Below are 16,982 nucleotides of genomic sequence, written 5' to 3'. Positions count from 1 at the left end.
AGACAGGATTATATTGAAGGAGTGTTGACGAAATGCAAGATCAACCCGTTTTAATCGCACTATTTGCCATAGCGGCAGGAATTTTTAGTTTGCTCGGTGGTATCAACAATTGGGACTGGTTTATGAAGAGTTTCAGAGCAGGAATTTTTGTGAAGACTATTGGACGGCAGGGCGCAAGAGTGGTATATGGTATTCTCGGTGTAGTTATGATTGTCATTGGTGTACTACTGTTACTGATCGGATAGTTATTGGGAAATAAACGAACTCACCAAGTATCATCTACATACGATGTTCATGAGCGAAGGCAAAGTAAGAGGATATGTGAGAAGAGTCAAATGGAAAAAGCGTGTGAATACTTAAAGTAGCAGTATACAGTATGACCAAGATAGAATATCAAATCAAATAGCATGCCTGAAAAAAATCATAGCCAAAACAAAAAGACCACCGAAAAATTTCGGTGGTCTTTTTACCAAATTCAGGTTTATCCATCTCAATCTGGTTTAATTATTTTTTAAGTCTTCAACGGAGTTGATATCCATGTACGTTGGAACAACCAGACCTTGTTTAACTCCTGTCATGCTGACAGCGATATCTTCAATCTTGTCTCCATATGTCTTCCAGTAGTCCCCATGTGTAAGCGGGAGCCAAACGGCTGGAGAAGCATCGATATCACCTGCTGCCAAGCCTGCCCACATGGGACCAGCTTCGACTTGCAGTGCTTTGACTGTGTAACCCAGATCCGTCTCAAGCACATACTTCATCAGGTTGGTACTCGCAATTTCAGAGTCCCATGCAACATAACCGAGACGTAAATTGTCACCTTTAACCGGGGTTAACCCCTTGGTCCATTCTTCAATTTGGTCCGGATGTTTTTCTGCATAAGTCTTGGCAGCTTCTTCAGGCGAAACGCCCTTTTGAATGTCTACCATGATTTCACTCATCTGATCCGCAGTCCAATTAAAGCGAGAGAAGAACTCGTAGGCAACGGGATGATCTTCCTTGATTCCCTTACGTCCAACCGTGTGAACTTCCTCTGCATCGCCGAAAATTAAGTCGGGATCGTCCAAATACTTCAGATCATACTGATTGAACATCCAGTGCGGCGTCCAACCTGTAACGATGATGGGTTCTTCATTTTTATAAGCTTTGTCGAGCGATGCAGTCATTGCTGCTCCAGAGCCTTCAATCAGATTCCAGTTAGACAAATCATAATGCTTAATGGCGTTTGCTGTGGCCTTCATGAGACCTGCACCCGGGTCAATACCAACGATTTGGTGATTAACCTCTTCGCCGACATTGGCACTTGCCGATGGAGTGGAAGAAGCGGCACCTGTCTCCAGATCTGCAATCGAATTGACTTCAGTCATGTAACTAGGAACCACGAGGCCTGTACGTACACCCGTCATGTTGGCACCCAGATCGTCCACCTGGTCTTTGTAACGTTCCCAGTAGTCAGCGTGTGTCAATGGCAGCCAAGCTGCTGGAGAGGCATCTACGTCGCCTGAGGCAACACCCGTCCACATGGGTCCGGCTTCGACTTGCAGAGCGTTAACTTTATAACCCAATTCGTTTTCCATCACATATTTCAGCAAGTTCGTACTTGCGATTTCCGAATCCCAAGCCACATAGCTCAGTTTGAACGCATCACCGTTCACTGGGGTCAGACCTTTGGTCCACTCAGCAATCTGATCGGCATGTTTCTCAGCATAAGCTTTAGCTGCTTCTTCTGCGGATGTCCCATCCTGGATAGCAGTCATCATTTCACCCATTTCATCCGATGTCCATTGGAAACGGGACAGGAATTCAAACGCAACAGGGTGATCTTCTTTCAGACCTTTACGGGCGATGGTATGAATTTCTTCAGCATCACCGAAAGATTTCTCAGGGTCTTCCAGATATTTCAGATCATATTTGTTGAACATCCAGTGCGGAGTCCAACCTGTAATAATGATTGGTTCTTCATTTTTGATCGCTTTGTCCAGCGTGGCCGTCATGGCTGCACCAGAGCCTTCAATCAGAGTCCAGTCAGTCAGTTTATAGTCTTCGATCGCTTTTGCAGCGGACTTCATAATACCTGCCCCTGGATCGATACCGATAATCTGATAGTTCACTTCTTGACCTACAGCATTGGCTGCTGAATTGTTGCCACCAGCGGAAGTTGTGCCACCAACGAAGTATTGTGAGAAACCAGCTACAAGCACAAGGAATGTTGCCGCAGCAGTGATCCATGCTTTTTGCTTGGCTGTAATGCGTGAGGTCTTTTTGCGACCTGGCATAAACACATTTTGTGTAAAACGGTCCAGAACAATCGCGAGTACAACAACGGCCAGACCAGCTTCGAAACCTTTACCGATTTGCAGCTGTGTTACGGCACGATAGACTTCCGCACCAATACCTTGTGCACCAATCATGGATGCAATAACAACCATGGATAGTGACAGCATGATGGTCTGGTTAATACCGGACATCACGGTAGGCAAAGCGAGTGGAAGTTGTACTTTGAACAACTTTTGCATGGAAGTTGAGCCGAATGCATCAGCTGCTTCAACCAATTCGCCAGATACCTGTCTGATACCCAGGTGAGTCAGACGAATCGTTGGCGGAATCGCAAATATAACGGATGCGATAACACCTGGAACGACACCAAGGCTAAAGAATGTAACCGCAGGCAGCAAGTAGACAAATGCAGGCATTGTCTGCATGAAGTCAAGCAACGGTGTGACAATACGCGCCGCAGTTTTACTGTATGCGAGCCAGATTCCGACAGGCACACCAAGCAGGATCGAAACCAATCCTGAAGTGATAACCAGACCGAGTGTGTCCATGGATTGGGACCAGTATCCCAAGTTATCTACGAGCAAGAACCCGATAACCGTGAACAGTGTCAGTGGGAGTCGACCTACGAGGAACGCAAGAACACCCAATATCGCAATGAACAGGAGTGGATGGGGCAGCATGAACAGCCCGGAGAAAAATCCGACCACTTCCTGAATAACAACAGAGATAACTTTAAACAATCCGGAGAGCGAGGAGCTCATCCAGTCAACGATGGATTCAATCCACGATGCGAGTGGTATTTTGGGAATCATTCACAAGTTCCTCCTTTACTGCAACTTCACCGCTAAGCGCACCCAGCAGGGCACCGCGGACGATAACACCTTGCAGACGGCCATTCTCACCAACAACAGCGAGCGGCACATGGGCAGAACTTACGATTTCAAACAATTCATGAATCAGGGTCTCAGGCGAAACCGTCGGCCCGTCCGTGATCAGAATATCGTTCAATACTTTGTTTTCGCGCATGGCACGGGTTGCATCTTCAGCTGTAATAACACCAAGCAGTTTTTTCGATCGGTCAATGACAAACAGGTTGGAAATACCACGTTCGCGCATTAATTCGAGGGCTACACGAGGACCACGATCAAGCGTAATTGTTTCAGGGCGACGCATTACGTGAGATGCTGTAAGGACCTTGGACAGATCCACGTCTTCGACGAAGCGGGCCACATATGAGTTGGCCGGTTGAATCATGATTTCTTCCGGTGTACCGATCTGCACAACTGCGCCGTCTTTCATGAGGGCAATACGATCGCCGATGCGCAGCGCTTCGTCCAAGTCATGGGTAATGAAAATAATGGTCTTTTTCATCTTATCCTGAAGCTCGATCAACTCATCTTGCATATCACGGCGAATCAATGGATCAAGTGCACTGAAGGCTTCATCCATTAGCAGTACTTCCGGGTCATTGGCAAGTGCACGCGCCAAGCCGACACGTTGCTGCATCCCACCACTGAGTTCATCTGGCATTTTGTCTTCCCAGCCTTTAAGGCCAACCAGCTCAAGTGAGGTTTTTGCCTTCTCCCGGCGTACTTCCTTATCTACTTTTTGTATTTCCAATCCATACTCCACATTATCAAGAACGGTACGGTGCGGGAACAACGCAAACTTCTGGAAGACCATGCTGATCGTTTTCCGGCGCACTTCGCGCAATTGTTCTTTGTTCATCTTGCGTAGATCCTTACCATGGACCAGAATTTCTCCAGATGTTGGTTCAATCAGACGATTGAACATCCGAACCAGTGTGGATTTACCACTCCCGGACAGTCCCATAATAACGAAAATCTCGCCTTCCTTAATGTCCATGTTGACCCGGTTGACACCAACCGTTATCTGTTTTTCTTTGGCCAACTTTTCTTTACCCCAACCTTGCTCCAGTAATTGCAGACCTTGCTCGGTTTGGGGGCCAAACAATTTACTTACGTTTTTCACTTCAAGTATGGTCATGTTTTCACCCCTTCTGATGTGTTGTGCACTTCGAACGGCTTTCAGCATCCATAAGCCCATACACTTATGCGCCCAGCCACGAAATCCGGTAGTTGTTGCTTCGCTTCCCGTCTTTCTGGGTAACGTTTTGTATTCTAACAATACTTACCCTGTATAGCAACCGAATAAACAGTACATAATGTTTGTACAGTAAAAACTGTACAAAGTTTTCCTCCCATATGCTCCGTCATTCTCCTTATTCTGCCTAATAAGGTTCCTTTACATTTGATATCGCTTTTTCTACAATAGAAAATGAGCTGAATTGAAGCTGAATTTTTTGGTTAAAAGATAGTCATAGGCAATTGTAGCCTGGTAAAGTTCCCATTTTCATACATTGGGTGAATGAAAGCCCTCTGGCATATATGATGTCCGGCCGAGTGCTTTCCCATGTAAGCAGGACTTTTAAAGTGTTGCAATTATTTCGCCAAAGACTGTGGAATGTTCAGAATGGAGGTTGCAAGCATGGGCTTGGACCATTTACAAGAGGAACAGCAGGCAACCGTGCTGAAGATTCGTAAGCGCGTCATTGAAGCCATTGGACGTAATATGGATCTTTACGGGGTTACGCTGTCTACGGGACACTTATATGGATTGCTATTTTTTGCAGACAAACCAATGACCCTTGACGATATGGGACGGGAAATGGAAATGAGCAAAACGAGTATGAGTACAGGTGTACGAACACTGCTGGATTTGAAAATGGTAAATAAAGTGTGGAGCAAGGGCTCCAGAAAAGACCTATATGAAGTGGAATATGACTGGCATCAGACGTTTACGGATTATTTTGCGATTAAGTGGAGAAAAGCCGTGGAGAGTAACCTTCAGGTTCTACGCAAATCAATTGAAGAACTGAATCGATTAGTCGAAGATCTGGATAAAGAGGCGGATGCTGAACTTATCCACATCCTGATGGAAGACAAACACAAAGTTTTGCAAGCGGAAGCATATTACAAATGGTTGGATCGTTTGATTGATACCATGGAAGATGAAGAGATATACAAGCTGGTTCCGAAGGAAGAGATTAAGGAACATTCATAATTACATGCAAAGGGCCCTTTCCGTTATAGGAGAGGGCCCTTTGGCCTGTGCAATAACTTACTGAATTATAATGAAGGAACACGATGTAAAAGATAATCTTGCCCATCGTATCGACCTATGTTCACCGTCTAATGTCCGATCAGACCTGCCTGAGGAAAGACTACAGATTGCTGAGCAATCTGTTCCAGTTCGTTCAGAATCTGCAATCGGCCAGCCGGGGCCCAGCATAACCGTTGCCAGTTCGAGATATCGTGAACGTGACCATACAATACAGCAGGGGATCGATTCCACGATGCCGTTTGTTTCATGCGTCGGAACAGCTTTTCACTGGCAGGCTGAAGCGAAGCACGATGGATCAACAGGTAATCCGTGTCCAGCACGGGAATACTATCCGCAACATACTCATTTCTGGAACTTTCGGGAGATACAAGCTGAGCAGGCTGGAGTCCCAATTCAGCATACAACAAGTGATTTAATGGATGCTCGCCAGTCCCTTGTAAGCGGATGAACTGACTCGTAATCTCCATCAGAGCAAACCGTTTTTGTCCGAAATAGGGTTGCAGGTTCAGGCTTGCTTCAAGCTTGCGAAACTCAAGTTCTTTGAAATTCAGCAACGCTTGTTTCTCACGTCCGACCAGTTCAGCGATGCGCATATGGTTCTCTTTCCAGTCATCAGTGGACTCCAAGATGATGGTGGGTGCAATACTTTTCAGGTGATCGTAATAGGGCTTGTGGTAAAAGTCACCGATGATCAAGTCTGGCTTCGCCTGCCGAAGTTGATCTAATTGTCTGGTTAGTCGGCGTTCTTGTTCATATTCATCCGATTCTCGGTCAAACACACCTTCACCTTCCAGCACAGCTACCGGGTGCAGTCCAAGCGAGGCCAAGTTCTCATGGAATCCCATAATGGATGCTGTAGCTACGCGAAGTTGATCTCTTTTCATATATACGCTGGGAGCAATCCCCAAGGTTTGTTTGAATTTGCGGCTAAAATAATACTCATTGCCATACCCGACAGATACCGCGACGTCTTTGAGGACACAGGATTCCTCTGTCAGCTGTTTTTTGGCTTCGTCTATACGTAAACGATTGAGGTAATCGGTCGGTGACATGCCTTTGGCCTTCTTGAAACTGCGTGAATAAGAGCTGGGTGTGAGTCCAGCAATCTTGGCAAGCTGATCCATACTGATTCCTTCACTCATGTAACGTCGCATATACATAATACTGCGTTCCAAGGCAGGGTCTACTTTCTCATGATTGGCTTCCAGCCGGTTCTCTGAGAGAAATTGCAACAGTTCATGCAGCTGGCTATGTATGCTGATAAAGTGATCCGGTTGAAGACCGCGATAGGTTTCATACAGTTGTTCCAAACGTGATACAGCCTGCTGCTCATGACGAACCAGCAACCTGCCTGTCTGCCAATCCAGCGGGAAGGCGGGTGAAGAGGTCATTTTCCATTCACCGCGCACTTGCTGCAAACAAACCGTATCCATGCTTAGCAATATACATTCGGTCACATTCGAGCGTGCAGCGGCCTCAATGGTTGTTCCTGGCTTCAGTACAAACAAGCTGCCCGCTTGCGCCGTATAGACTGTATCATTCAGGACCAGAATACCGTCTCCTTGCAAAATAAGACAGAGCATGGGCCGTGACACCGTCTTGCCTTGCACACGGAAATTCTCCCCACGACGCACACGGCACATAGAGGAGAGGAGCGGTAGAGATGAGATTTCAGCAATGAAGGGAAACTGTTCAGTCATACGGACCATCCTTTTGTCTTATTTTCTTAATGATAACAATTATCATTCTCATATGGAAGATGTTTTTGAAAAATAGTTTTCGACAACCAAAAAAGGACTACCAAGAGCCGTTATGGCTACCAGGTAATCCTTTTTATTATGGACAAGTCCGTTGAATGGGCTACATGTTTGAATCAACAGGATATGTTAGTACGGTGTCACCAATAGAATATTGTCGAGAAAAACGTCACTCATTACTTTTTTCCCTGTTCCACCCGTTTGCACGTGATACAAGCGATATTGATCTTTGGCATTGATGTAGAAGAGGCCCGCAACATCATCTCTGATATGGAATGCATCCCACTCGTCCCCGGTAAGTTTCGTTACCTTGAGAGCTGTATTTACCGAATAGAGACCGTTGTTGCCCGAGATGTATGCAGCCGTAGGTGTGCCGTTGGTCAATTGATTCGCAACGTACGTTACATTGTTCAAATTCAGGTTGGCGGATTTGGTCACTTTGTTGCCCGAGACCGTTTTGGCATAAGCCTTTTTGTCTGCATCAATAAGGACAACCTTGTCTGTACCTAAAGCACTTACTTCCCGAACGCTTTTGTTATGAAGTTGAAGTGTTTTGGCTGAAGTTGTTAACGCAAACGCTTTGCCTTTGCCATAATTGTAATCTTTGTTGCTGTCGAGATCGATTCCTTTGTTATACACGTAAAGATTGTTTCCCCAACCACCGGAATATACAGCATTCACATCCAGTTTGGCTTTGGGATTAACAGCGGTCGCTTTACCAGTGTTGTAATTAACCTTATACATGACAACAGCATTGGTGGAATAGAAATCCTCGTACGGGTCTGTATTTACCATCAGTTGCAGTTCGTTTTTGGCTTGGTTCGTAAAATAACGTCCTTCCACTGCGCCTGCGGCAATCCGCTGCACAGCTCCAGAACCGTTGGACGTTTTGGACACGATCCACGTGTTTCCATTAACCAACGCATTATAGTAGGCACGCCCTTTGGTTACCAGGAGGAATGGGAAGTCGGTATCAGCCTTGTCAGCAATTTTGGTGACAGCTGAAGCATTACTATTGCCATTCGCGCGATAAATGGTACCTGTAGCATCCAGATAATAGATGAATCCGTTATCCGTATAATAGCTGAGTACATCTGTAGCAAATGTCTCTGCCGCATCGCTGGACCCGTCATTTGGAACCCGAAGCAATGTTGTGGAAGAAGCAGTCTGCGTGTAGTAGAGATAAGAGCCTGCCGCGTGCAAGTCCACCCCTTGGAAATCAATTAATACTTCTGTTGTATTGCTGCCATCAGCGGATACTTTGTACAGGACGCCATCTGACTCATAATACACTGTGGATTGGCTGAGTGAAGCTGCCTGGGCTGCGGTTCCACCTCCCAATGTCACTGCTGCAATGAGTGTAAATAACAGCAATGTACAGATGGTGCGCTGTAAGTATGTATACCCTGTTTTCATTTGTTCATCGTCCCCTTCGTTCTTCTATATGTATGTCGTTAATTCCTTATGTTATATCGGTAAACTATGGAAGATATGTTAGATCTCAAACATGAAAAAAAGAAGAGGATGAAATTCAATTTCATAGTCATTCAAACCTGAAATCAAATTGCGCATGATGCTGCCAATCCCGTCCCAAAGCCTTCTCCGCCTGACTTGATCGTGATAACATTACACTCAACCAGAGCAGAGGAGTGAGCGATCATGTTCATGAATGTGGCGATCATCGGATTTGGGAATGCGGTGGTGAATTATCATTTGCCTTATCTGGACAAAAAGGAAAATATCAAGGTGAAGACGATATACCGTCGCGAGGAAGATCGGGTTGGCGATACAGAGCGTGAATTACTTTATCCCGAGATTGCTTTTTCAACCAATTTTGAAGAAATATTGCAGGATGATGAGATTGAGTTGATTGTTGTTGCTACCCATGTGGATAGCCATGTAGAATACGCCAAGCAGGCGTTGGAACATGGGAAACATGTGCTGGTCGAGAAACCTTTTGCCTCCACTTCTGCGGAAGCCAAAGCTGTCTTTGAACTAGCGAGCCGTAAAAATCTCAATGCCATGGCAAATCAAAATCGCAGATTTGATGGTGACTTTCTGACATTAAAAAAAGTGATTGAGAGCGGCAAACTGGGGAATATTGTTGAAATCCAGTCCCACTATGATTATTTTCACCCACAGTATACGAGAAGTGGATTTGGATTGTTGCATGGCTTGGCCGTGCATACCATCGATCAGTTAATCTCCATCTATGGCGTAGCTGACCGAATTGATTATGATGTTCGGAGTTTGATCGCGCCGGGTGAATCCGATGATTACATCGATATTGATTTTCGATATGGAAGAATGAAGGCCACGATTAAGTGCAGTCTGCTTGTGAAGATCGAGCATCCAAAATTCATTGTCCACGGGGATCGAGGGAGCTTTGTTAAATATAGCAGTGGGCATCAAACGAAAAATGGAGATGGACGAACCCGGGTATCCATTCAAGCTGAACCGGAGGATAACTGGGGTACGATTAGTTATGTGGACGATGAGGGAACATCACATACGGAGAAAGTTCCTTCGGAAGCGACGGACTATGGCATTTTATATGATCAACTGCTTCATGCCATTCGACATAGCGGTGATAAACCGGTCAAGGATGAAGAGGTTTTATATGTATTGGATATTTTACATGACGGAATCGAAGCAGCGAAGAGAGCAAACCGACAAACAACCAACGACAGGAGTGAAACGATATGATGAATATAGCAACGATTGGTACAGGGTCCATTGTGGATGCCATTTTATCTGCGATCAATGAACTGGATGATGTTACGTGTACAGCGATGTACTCCCGGAAGAGAGAGACAGCACAGGAGCTTGCGGGTAAGTATGGGGTCGATACCATCTATACGGACCTGGAATCCCTATTTTCAGATACAAATGTAGATCTCGTATATATTGCTTCACCAAACAGCATGCACTACGAACAGGCCTATCAGGCACTTCAACATGGCAAACATGTCGTCTGCGAAAAACCGTTCACGTCCACGCTTCAGGAAGCAGAAACGCTGATTGCACTTGCAAAAGAAAAGAATCTGTTGCTGTTTGAAGCTATCTCCAACATTTATCTGCCCAATATTAAAGTCATACAGGAGCAGCTACCAAAGCTTGGTCCGATCAAACTCATCCAGTGTAACTACAGTCAATACTCGCGTAAATACAATGATCTGCTTGCAGGGGAAACGCCGAACGTATTTAATCCACAATTCTCTGGTGGAGCGCTGATGGATATCAATATTTATAATCTGCATTTGGTCATGAATCTGTTTGGCAGTCCGAATACCGTATCGTATACCGCGAACCAGCATGCAAATGGCATTGATACATCAGGAGTAGTGGTTCTCAAGTATCCGGATTTTATTGCCGAATGTGTAGGTGCCAAAGACACAAACAGCATGAACTTTGTGCTCATTCAGGGCGAGAAAGGTTATCTTCAGGTTGTGGGAGGAGCAAACGGTTGCCGGGAGATCAAGCTTCAAATCGGGAATGAGCCTGCTGAGGGGTATAATGAGCAGACCAAATCCAATTGGCTGTACTATGAGTGGGAAGCGTTCAGGGACATCCATGCAAATGGGGATTACAAACGGTGTTACGAACTACTCGAACACAGCCAGTCTGTGATGAGTGTACTCATGAGTGCACGTCAGGATGCCGGGATTGTATTTGCAGCAGATCAACGGTAATCGTTAATACGTATCGCTAATGCTCCCCATGTATAACATGTCGAAAATGTAGAGTACCGAGACCATCGAAGACATTTTGGATAGCCTTAATTGTTCATTGTATCCATAAGCCAGCAGCGTTTCATCACAATGTCTGGACAGGGTTGAATGGTTGTTGCCCGTGACCGCGATGACTTTCATCTGTTTGCTATTGAGCACTTTGGCGGCTTCAATCATGGATTGGTTCTCACCTGTGTGCGATATAACAAAAGACAGCGTCAGGCTATTGGGATTCATCGTGTTCAAATAATGCATATTCGGACTGTTGTGAGCAATCGCAGATATGCCGAGTTCATTCCACTTGGCACAAGCCTGTTGAGCCAGATAATAATTCATATCACTGCCATAGATATCAATGCGTACGGATTCTTTAACCCAGCTAGCGATTCGTAGCAAAACAGGAGCGTTTAACATCCGGCGGGTATCCTCCAGCGCCTGCTGGTACAGGTAAGGAACCGAGTCGATGGCAGCCAGCACATTGCCTTGTTCTGCAATTGCATGATCCTGCGTTTGCATCGCGGAAGGCATCTGTTGATATTCAAGAGCAAGCTTGAGCTGAAAGTCTGGGTACCCCTTGGTACCCAGCTTTTTGCATAAGCGAACAATGGTGGATGAGCTTGTATAGGTCTGCTGTGCCAGTTCATGGGCTGTAGAATCAAATACAACTTCGGGATTGTTCAGGATATAGTCCACAATATGTTTCTCCTGTGCCGTTAATTGTGAAGCATATTTTAATTTTTGAAGTAGTTTGGATTCCATACAGTTGTTCCATTCCTCTCTAGAATCATCCCATAGCATATATCTCCACATCATAACCCGCGTATATTTATTTCTCAATCTGTATAGCGGAGCGACAGTGTGATCTGTTGAATTTCCTCGTTACACTCCACATCATTCAGATCTGACTTTCCGCCAGTTGCTGACGACTATTCCACGCCGTGACCAGACGAAGAAGAACCAAACTTATGAGCAGGAGCACTGCTCCAATCATGAGTAACATCCAAGGACCAATGAGCAGCATGCCACTGGCTTGACCAGCGACTAAGGCGATGAGGGGAAGGACAATTAATCCGCCGAGCTGATAGGCTTCCTGGAACCCACGGACCTTGGCCGAGATCAGGACGTTCAATAAAATGACCATAAGACTGCAAGCGGGAACAACCCAGATGACAAGTATGATCCAGTTCAGATTTGGAAACATCAACGTTCCAAACATGGGGTACATCAGAATATTAGCAATGATTCCGTAGATCAGGAAAGTAACCCAGGATAATAGAAGGGAAGGGATCAGGGCTGCTAGCACTTTGCCTTTAAAAAGAGTGTTAATGCTGATCGGTGTGAATAACAACCCTTCCAGCGTCTTGCGTTCTTTCTCCCCAGCGAAACTATTGGCCGTCAGAATGCTGGAGGCCATCACCGGAATGATGAGAAACAAGGGAGCGAACATATACATGGCCAAGTAATAGACAATACGATGATTATCTGTAGGCATGGAAGCAAGCTGAGGAATCTGTCCACCATGGGTTAACGCATCCAATGATTCGAGTAGAAAGCTGATGTTGCCCAGAGAACGAAGTTCCATTCTGGAGGCCGCCCACAGGAGGGCAGAGGGCATAATGATTCCGATAATCAGTGGGACGATCAACATGGGCAACCAGAGCTGAACGCTGGCTGTGACGGACCGGATATCTTTACGTACCAGTGCACGTATGGCTTGGCGGTTATTCATGGTGGTGAGCCTCCCTTATGGCAAAATAGATACTTTCCAGATCACTGCCCGTGATGCGGGCCTGATAGACTTGACCATGCTCCGTTAATTGCCTTAGGAGTAATGGAATGTCTTCACGCGATGTAAGCTGAAATACTGCTTGATGTGCGGAGATTATTTCAGGCGTGAAGTCGGTTGCCGTGTGCCATCCATTGGGCATGTCGGCTTCTACTTCGAGCTTCGGCGTGGACAGGTACCGGCTAACAATCTCCTGCTCTGTGCCTTCCTCCACGATGTGCCCCTTTTCCATGAAAATATAATGATTACAGACGGCTGACAGCTGGGACAGCACATGGGATGAGACCAGAATCGTCATCTTTTCTTCCTTATTTAACTGACGGATAATGCGCAGCACCATCTGAATTCCATCCGGATCAAGGCCATTGGTGGGCTCATCCAGAAACAGGATGGAAGGACGGTGCAGGAGTACTCGTGCAAGCCCCAGGCGTTTCTTCATGCCTGTGCTATAGGTTCCGACTTTTCGATGCTGATAATCCTGCAACTCGAACAGAGTTACAAGCTCGTCGATTCGTTTCTTGGCATGCTTCAGGCCAAAAACATCTGCGAAGAAAGTCAGATTGTCACGCCCGCTCATATTTTCATATAATCCACTTTGCTCGGTAAGGGTGCCACACATGGCCAGTACTTTCTCCGCTTCACGAGCGGCGTCCAATCCGTTAATGGTCACCTGTCCACCGGAAGCGCCCAAGACCCCATTCATGATACGGATTAGTGTGGTTTTGCCCGAACCGTTGGGTCCAATCAACCCGGTGACAGTACCTTGTTTAACTGTGAAACTGACATCATGCAGTGCTTGATGCACCTTGAATTGCTTGGATATGTTGCGTACTTCGATCATGTATATTCACCGTCCGATCTGAGTTTGGAGATTATACGTGCGGTAGGCTGATATCGTTCAAATGGACGACAAAAAAGATATTTTCCTCCTTCAATAGTCCCGAATGTAGGATGCATATTTACCCTGAAGTCTGTCTGAAATCGGGTCTCAGGTTTGTTTTTTCTCTGCCGTGTAACATGTATCCTTATTTTAGGGTAGAACATCCGTTTCATTGCCATTCATAATGTGGTAATGACAGATAAGGCCATACGTCTCATGAATGCCTGTAATATTCATCTAACGCCGGTCTTGGTTATCCAGGGGCGGCTTGACGTGATGTTTAGGCGTGCCTGTCACGGGAACGTCTGTTTTTAACGATTACATAATGAATTCGTCTAACACATCCATATGAATACATCGTATGGGTACATATTGTGTTTGGACTTAGAGGAAGGTGAGTGAGTCATGACAGCATCCAATGAATATCGTTTTCAAGTGAACCTGAGCGGGATGATCCAGATTTTATCCAACCATCTATATAGCAGTCCGAAAGTGTTCTTGCGAGAACTGATGCAGAATGCGACGGATGCGATTACTGCACGAACGGAGGCCGAGCCAGGGTATCAGGGCAAAGTTCGTGTGGAACTGACAGGAACAGGTGAACAATTGACCATGATGGTGGAGGACAACGGCATCGGCTTGACTGAAGCTGATATCCATGAATTCCTGGCGATGATTGGACAATCCTCGAAGAGGGGGCAGCAAGCGCTGCTGGATGGAGAGACTTCGTTTATCGGGCGTTTCGGGATTGGGTTGTTATCCTGTTTCATGGTGAGTCACGAAATCGTCATGCTGACGCAATCCGCGAAGGGCGGCCCTTCGATGGAGTGGCGGGGCAAGCCGGATGGCACCTATACGATTCGACAGTTGGACACACAGCTGTCCCCGGGGACCAAAGTATATCTGCGTTGCATACCGGACGCGGCGCACTATTTTGAACCAGAGTATGTGAAAGAAGCTCTGTTCTATTACGGAGCGTTATTGCCGTATCCAGTCACGCTGGATCATGACGGCGCCCAACATGTAGTGAATAGCGAGACACCGATCTGGCTGATGGACCCTGCACTCGCACGTTCACGCAGATCAGAGGTATTGGCATTTGGTGAACGTCTGCTTGGCGAGCAGTTCCAGGACTTCATTCCGTTGACAACGGCTTCAGGCCGTACCGGGGGTATTGCTTTTGTACTGCCACACGCGGTTAATCTGAATGCCAAGCGTTCTCACCGGGTTTACCTGAAGAGAATGCTGATTTCGGAGAAGGCAGAGAACATTTTGCCTGAGTGGGCGTTTTTTGTGAAATGCCTGATCTGGACAGATGAGCTTCAACCGACGGCATCACGGGAACATTTTTATGAAAATGAAAAGCTGGAGGAAGTTCGCTCCGAACTTGGAGACGCACTTCGCCAGGGACTGGCCGACATGGCTGAGAGCCAGACGGAACGGCTGCAGAAGCTGATTCGCCTGCATGCTCTGTCCATGAAGGCACTGGCTGTGCAGGATCAGGCATTCTACGCCATGATTCATCGCTGGCTGCCATTTGAGAGCACAAGGGGCCACCGGGAGCTGGGTGAACTAATCGATGAAGGAGAGACGTTGTATTTCACGTCTTCTGTGGATGAGTACCGTCAGATCCATCATGTGGCATCCGCACAATCGATGCTGGTGATTAACGGTGGGTACATCTATGACAGCGAGTTGATGACGACATTGCCGATGGCTGTACACAATGTACAGACGGAGCGTCTACAACCGGACCAGGTCTCGATGAGTTTCACCGATGTACCTCCCGCTGAACGTAATCAATATTATGATGCATTGCGACTCGCAGATTCTGCCTTACAGCGCTTCCGTTGTCGGGCTGAGGTGAAAGGTTTCAAGCCAGCGGATCTGCCGGTGTTGTTCACGCTGTCTCAAGAATCTTCAACACTTCGCGCACTTGAAAAAGCAAGCGAGGAGAGCACGGAATTGTTCTCGTCTGTTCTGGGTTCATTGTCTTCTGGCATGAGTTCAGCAGGGTACTCAACCTTGTATCTGAACGTGAGTAATCCGATCATTCAGCGGGTACTGACATCACCGGATGATCAAATGACGCCGATTGCCATCGAAATGTTATACGTCAATGCACTGATGATGGGGCATTATGCCATGAGCAAACAGGAGCTTGAAGTGTTAAATCAGGGCATTGTTCGTTTTATAGATTGGGGTTTGCGTGCAAATACAGATCGTAAGGGGGATGCGTGATGAAGACAGAGATGGATTTTGAAGAATTGATGGACGAGGCCTATGGCTTACCCAATGGTCCGGCGAAGCTTGGTATGCTGGAGGAAGCAGCGCGGGTGGCCGATGTCAATGGTATGGTTATGGAAGCGTACGAAGCACGCTCAGAGATTGTGGATGTAGCCACCTTCTGTGGATATCCGATGAAAGCTTTGATTGCTTTTTCCTGGCAGCTGGGCAAGTTCGACCAACAGCCCGAAGAATATGATGAAGAAACATTAATGTGGTCGTACAAATGGATATTGGGCAAGATGCCCGACTTCCCGGAAATATCACGTGAGAAGATCATGGAGTTGTTGGAGGATTTCGGACGGCGTTTCAAGTCGTACGGTTACAGCGAACGCTCCTACTGGTATTATCGATTCCGGATCTTTATGGATTTTGGGGAGCTGGAGGAAGCGGGACGCAGTTATGATCGATTCAGAACGATGGATCGTGACTTTATGAGTGACTGCGAAGCCTGTGAGCAGGATGAGATTATGCGATATTTCCTGTTAAAAGGAGACGATGAGAAGGTGTTGGAGGCGGCACAGCCTATCCTGAAAGGGCGTATGAGCTGTGCGGAGATTCCACATCTGACTTTGTCTGAAATTTTGATGCCGTTATATCGGTTGGGACGGACTGCGGAAGCAGATAAACATCAGACCAAGGGATATCGCCTGATCAAAGGCCAGAACGATTTTGTGCAGAGTTTTGCGGAACAGATGGATTATCTCACACGTACGAACCCTGCAAAAGGCATTGATGTGCTGGAGGAAACACTGGTGTTCGCTGCTGATCATGAAGATCCTTACGCCAAAATGTTGTTTTATGCCAGAGCAGCATCGTTGCTTCGCCGCTGGGCGGAAGAATCTCCAGAATACCGATTGCGCCTGCCAGCGTCCTTCCCGTATGAAGGCGACCCGGGCGACCTGCTCAAGCTGGCCGATTACTTTGCGGAGCATGCTCAGACCGCTGCAGCCAAGTTTGATCAGCGCAACGGGAATCGTCATGTATCTTCGTTGATCGAATAGAGACGGATATAACTCAATAACAGATCGCTATAATAAGTTATGAAAAGTAACGAAACAGGCTTGTTCGAGAAGGATCTTACCCTTCTGAACAAGCCTGTTTTTTTTTGCCTCATAAGC

Annotated in this window: 13 protein-coding genes; 6 read left to right on the top strand and 7 right to left on the bottom strand. The window is 46.5% G+C overall.

From position 1 onward, the window contains the following. Positions 1–32: 32 nt before the first annotated feature. Complete coding sequence (locus MHI14_RS24275; protein ID WP_047842001.1) at positions 33–245, top strand: immunity 17 family protein; 213 nt, start codon at positions 33–35, stop codon at positions 243–245. Positions 246–500: 255 nt separating this feature from the next. Here the strand turns inward: MHI14_RS24275 and MHI14_RS24270 are convergent, their stop codons facing one another. Both MHI14_RS24270 and MHI14_RS24265 read right to left on the bottom strand, forming a co-directional pair. Beyond that, the gene (locus MHI14_RS24270) at positions 501–3,089 is read right to left on the bottom strand and encodes a glycine betaine ABC transporter substrate-binding protein (protein WP_341131401.1); all 2,589 of its coding nucleotides are present in this window, start codon (positions 3,087–3,089) and stop codon (positions 501–503) included. Further along, positions 3,055–4,284, bottom strand: a complete 1,230-nt coding sequence (locus MHI14_RS24265) for a quaternary amine ABC transporter ATP-binding protein (RefSeq protein ID WP_076331983.1) — start codon at positions 4,282–4,284, stop codon at positions 3,055–3,057. The genes MHI14_RS24270 and MHI14_RS24265 overlap by 35 nt, the downstream gene beginning before the upstream one ends. A gap of 501 nt (positions 4,285–4,785) precedes the next feature. Here MHI14_RS24265 and MHI14_RS24260 point away from each other — a divergent pair. Continuing rightward, positions 4,786–5,361 (top strand): GbsR/MarR family transcriptional regulator, encoded by a 576-nt coding sequence (locus MHI14_RS24260; protein WP_133386754.1) that lies wholly within the window; start codon positions 4,786–4,788, stop codon positions 5,359–5,361. 128 nt (positions 5,362–5,489) lie between these two features. On the opposite strand, the gene MHI14_RS24255 is transcribed toward MHI14_RS24260, so the two are convergent. Continuing rightward, positions 5,490–7,121: a helix-turn-helix domain-containing protein gene (locus MHI14_RS24255; protein ID WP_165980366.1), complete on the bottom strand. Its 1,632-nt coding sequence runs from the start codon at positions 7,119–7,121 to the stop codon at positions 5,490–5,492. 186 nt (positions 7,122–7,307) lie between these two features. Beyond that, positions 7,308–8,594 (bottom strand): DUF5050 domain-containing protein, encoded by a 1,287-nt coding sequence (locus MHI14_RS24250; RefSeq protein ID WP_133386756.1) that lies wholly within the window; start codon positions 8,592–8,594, stop codon positions 7,308–7,310. 243 nt (positions 8,595–8,837) lie between these two features. Here MHI14_RS24250 and MHI14_RS24245 point away from each other — a divergent pair, with 243 nt between their 5' ends. Together MHI14_RS24245 and MHI14_RS24240 are read left to right on the top strand one after the other, a co-directional pair. Continuing rightward, complete coding sequence (locus MHI14_RS24245; RefSeq protein ID WP_240768261.1) at positions 8,838–9,884, top strand: Gfo/Idh/MocA family oxidoreductase; 1,047 nt, start codon at positions 8,838–8,840, stop codon at positions 9,882–9,884. Continuing rightward, a complete protein-coding gene (locus MHI14_RS24240; protein ID WP_165980381.1) occupies positions 9,884–10,870 on the top strand; it encodes a Gfo/Idh/MocA family protein in 987 nt (328 codons plus the stop codon). The genes MHI14_RS24245 and MHI14_RS24240 overlap by 1 nt, the downstream gene beginning before the upstream one ends. 3 nt (positions 10,871–10,873) lie before the next feature. Here the strand turns inward: MHI14_RS24240 and MHI14_RS24235 are convergent, their stop codons facing one another. The 3 genes from MHI14_RS24235 to MHI14_RS24225 form a co-directional block, all read right to left on the bottom strand. Continuing rightward, on the bottom strand, positions 10,874–11,668 hold the full coding sequence (locus MHI14_RS24235; RefSeq protein WP_091033692.1) for a MurR/RpiR family transcriptional regulator: 795 nt from the start codon (positions 11,666–11,668) through the stop codon (positions 10,874–10,876). 136 nt (positions 11,669–11,804) lie between these two features. Further along, on the bottom strand, positions 11,805–12,638 hold the full coding sequence (locus MHI14_RS24230; RefSeq protein ID WP_133386759.1) for an ABC transporter permease subunit: 834 nt from the start codon (positions 12,636–12,638) through the stop codon (positions 11,805–11,807). Continuing rightward, positions 12,631–13,536 (bottom strand): ABC transporter ATP-binding protein, encoded by a 906-nt coding sequence (locus MHI14_RS24225; RefSeq protein ID WP_133386760.1) that lies wholly within the window; start codon positions 13,534–13,536, stop codon positions 12,631–12,633. Before MHI14_RS24225 ends, MHI14_RS24230 begins: the two co-directional genes overlap by 8 nt. Before the next feature lie 444 nt (positions 13,537–13,980). On the opposite strand from MHI14_RS24225, the gene MHI14_RS24220 reads away from it, so the two are divergent. Beyond that, the gene (locus MHI14_RS24220) at positions 13,981–15,816 is read left to right on the top strand and encodes an HSP90 family protein (protein ID WP_091033685.1); all 1,836 of its coding nucleotides are present in this window, start codon (positions 13,981–13,983) and stop codon (positions 15,814–15,816) included. Continuing rightward, positions 15,816–16,865 (top strand): hypothetical protein, encoded by a 1,050-nt coding sequence (locus MHI14_RS24215; RefSeq protein ID WP_091033682.1) that lies wholly within the window; start codon positions 15,816–15,818, stop codon positions 16,863–16,865. The genes MHI14_RS24220 and MHI14_RS24215 overlap by 1 nt, the downstream gene beginning before the upstream one ends. Positions 16,866–16,982 lie beyond the last annotated feature (117 nt).

This window comes from Paenibacillus sp. FSL K6-2393 (assembly GCF_038002545.1).
In the GTDB taxonomy this organism is placed as follows: Bacteria; Bacillota; Bacilli; order Paenibacillales; family Paenibacillaceae; genus Paenibacillus.
The sequence above is the reverse complement of the archived record's forward strand: the minus strand, read 5'-3'. Positions and strand labels throughout refer to the sequence as shown.